The sequence below is a fragment of the Kitasatospora sp. NPDC001225 genome (assembly GCF_053597855.1).
This window is the reverse complement of record NZ_JBSFJC010000386.1, coordinates 1-2,091: the sequence shown is the minus strand read 5'-3', so window position 1 is coordinate 2,091 and position 2,091 is coordinate 1. Positions and strand designations below refer to the sequence as shown.

At 74.2% G+C, this 2,091-nt stretch carries 3 protein-coding genes; all 3 read right to left on the bottom strand.

All coding sequences use genetic code 11. From position 1 onward, the window contains the following. Positions 1-53 precede the first annotated feature (53 nt). Positions 54-701, bottom strand: a complete 648-nt coding sequence (locus ACWDCZ_RS40720) for a DUF317 domain-containing protein (RefSeq protein WP_449818642.1) — start codon at positions 699-701, stop codon at positions 54-56. 125 nt (positions 702-826) lie between these two features. Then, on the bottom strand, positions 827-1,639 hold the full coding sequence (locus ACWDCZ_RS40715; RefSeq protein ID WP_387976800.1) for a winged helix-turn-helix transcriptional regulator: 813 nt from the start codon (positions 1,637-1,639) through the stop codon (positions 827-829). 17 nt (positions 1,640-1,656) lie between these two features. After that, the coding region (locus ACWDCZ_RS40710) for a hypothetical protein (protein ID WP_449818641.1) at positions 1,657-2,091 on the bottom strand (435 nt) is incomplete at its 5' end.

Here is a 2,091-nt window from a genome sequence, read left to right as displayed (position 1 = left end):
CACGCGGGCGCGTTCGAGGAACTCAAGTGCTTCATCGAGGCAACCCATGGCCCTCAGCCGCTCGCCGAGGTTGAGCAGCGCGATCGTCTCACCCAGCCGCTGACGAGGGGGTAGAAGGGCACCCCGGTGGTGAAGTCCGCACGCCAGGAGGGGTTCCGCAGGTTGCCTGCGAGCATGCTCCAGGCCGGTGGGGTCCGGCCGGCGGCTTCGGTGTCGGGGGGTTGGTGGCCGACGCGGTGCCGGTAGACGGCGGTCAGGTCGGGTGCGACCTGGTCGTGGAAGCCCGGGGGGCTCTGGTCAGGCCGCCAGCCGCGGTCGGTGAGGACGGAGGCGGGGGTGCGGGGAAGGTGGTGAGGGCCGCCGCGCAGGTAGTCACGGTGGGCGCTGCGCAGGCCGTGGACGAGCACGGTCGTGAAGGCGGCGGTGATCTCGGCGGGCGTGCCGGGAGCGAACGACGCGCGCCACAGCGGGGCGGAGCCGGGTGAGGGGTAGCCGTGGACGGTCCAGGCGCAAGGGTGGTCGGCAGACGGTGCGCCGGTGATGACGGCGGTTCGGCAGGGGCTGGTAAAGCGGATTGCGCCGTCGAGTGTGCGGGTTCGGGACCAGCCAGGGGCGGCGTCGAGCGCGTCGGTGATGAGCCGTTGGTCACCGGGGCCGGCGAGACGAAGCGGGTGGACGAGCAAGAGGGAGGCGGAGAGCACTGGGAGGGTCCTGAACGTGGTGGGGAGCGGGCCCGCGCGCCGCCGGCGGCGGGGACGGGTGCGGCGGTGTGCGGACGCGGGGAGCTGGAGAGGGGGAGAGGTTCTGGGCCGGCTGTTCACGGCGGTCACCGCCCGCGGGAGGGGTGGGAGGCCGCCGTCACCGCTGCGGGGACGCGCGGCTGCGGGGCCGGGGCATGGCTGAAGAGACTGGCGGGGGCGGGGCTTCGCCGCAGCGCCGCCGCGGTCCGCACGGTGTCCGCTCCGGTGACTAGGGTTCGGGTGGCGGCCGGCACCCGCCCGGCCGGGGCGGCCGAGTGCCGGTTGTCCCACTGCTGCACGGCGGCGTACACGGGGGCGAGGGCGCGCCCGGCGTCGGTCAGGATGTAGGGGGCGCCGTGCCGGGAGCCGGTGCGGGCGACCAGGCCGTCGGCCTGCATGCGGTTGAGCCGGGTGGCGATGAGCTGCTCGGAGACCCCGATGCGCTCCCCGAGTTGGACCACCCGCATGCTCCCGTGTTCCGAGAGCAGCCGGACCACCTCGGTGGTGTCCACCAGGTGCAGGCGGCGCAGGGCGTCCTCGATCCGGTCGGCCCGGCCCTGAGGTGCGTGGTCATGGTGTTCGGAGGACCACTGGGTGACCGCGCGGTAGAGCGGGCCGAGCGTCCGCGCGCCGGCGCTGAGCCTGTACGGCGCCCAGCGGTCGAAGGTGGCGTCGCGGTCCACCAGCCCGGCGTCCGCCATGGCGGAGAGGCGCCGGCTGACGTACGGCTGGTTGACGGCAGGATGGTGGTGGGCGATGTCGCGCACGCGCATCTCCGGGCCGTACTTGGCGATCGTGTGGACGAAGTGCGTGGTCCACTTCGGGGCCAGCTGGCGCAGGACGCTCTCCACGCGTGCCGCGTCGGAGGTGGTCATGGTGGTGGTCGACTGGGCGGGCATGGTCGGGGGACTCCTGGTCAGCGCGTGCGGGCGGAGGACGAGGTCCTCGCCGGGGAAGCGGCAAGCGGTGCGGGGGTGGCGGGATTGGCAGCGGTGGGGGCCACGCCGCGATAGAGGGCGGCGGCCTCGCCCTGGCGGGCGGCGTGGGCGGCTTCCGGCGCCTTCCGGTCCGCCGGGGGCGAGAGCATGTGCCCCACCTGGGCGGCGTCCGTTGCGGTACAGGCCTCGATCAGGCCGGCGGCGACCAGCGGCTCGACGGTCTCGGCCTCGACCGGCGCCCCAAGGCCGTTGCCGTGGATGACCTCCTTGCCGCCGAGCACGTTCTCGCGCATCCACAGATCCCCGAGCTGCACGTCGCGCAACGCCCTGCGTGCGGTGTCGTAGCCCTCGACCCGGCCCAGCTGACCACCGTCCTTCGGCTCCAGGAACGCCTCGACCACCATCTCGCTGCG